At 72.0% G+C, this 421-nt stretch carries 1 protein-coding gene; it reads left to right on the top strand.

Going from position 1 to position 421, the window contains the following annotated elements; translation table 11 throughout:
- Positions 1 to 421: hypothetical protein (locus H926_RS33305; protein WP_043609403.1), on the top strand; the 421-nt coding region annotated here is incomplete at both ends.

Genomic DNA, 421 nt, shown 5'->3' with positions numbered 1-421 from the left:
GCGCCGCGATGCTGGTTACCCTGCTGCGCGAAGACTGGCGCAGCGATTGGGTGACGGTGAGCGACATCTATGATGCGCGCACCGTGCGGGCCCTGGCCCTGCGCGCGCCCGAACCGGCCGAAACCATTGCCGATGCGGCGCTGCCGCTGCTGCGCGAAGGCGTGGCGCGCCCGCTGCTGGCCAATCTGGTGCAGGGCGGTTGGCTGGCGATGACGGTGCTGGTGGCGGCCTGGGCCTCGTGGTTCGCCGCGTTCCGCGTGGCGCCGCTGGCCTTTGCGCACCTGGGCCTGGCCACGCTGGTGCTGGTGGCGCCGCTGATCGGCCTGGCCGGGTTCTTGGTATATCTGCCGGTGTCGGTGGCCTTTGCCGTGGCGGTCAAGTGGCTGGCGATCGGGCGCTATCGCCCGGTGCGCGCGCCGGT

The organism is Novosphingobium sp. B-7 (genome assembly GCF_000410615.1).
Classification (GTDB): domain Bacteria; phylum Pseudomonadota; class Alphaproteobacteria; order Sphingomonadales; family Sphingomonadaceae; genus Novosphingobium; species Novosphingobium capsulatum.
The sequence above is the reverse complement of the archived record's forward strand: the minus strand, read 5'-3'. Positions and strand labels throughout refer to the sequence as shown.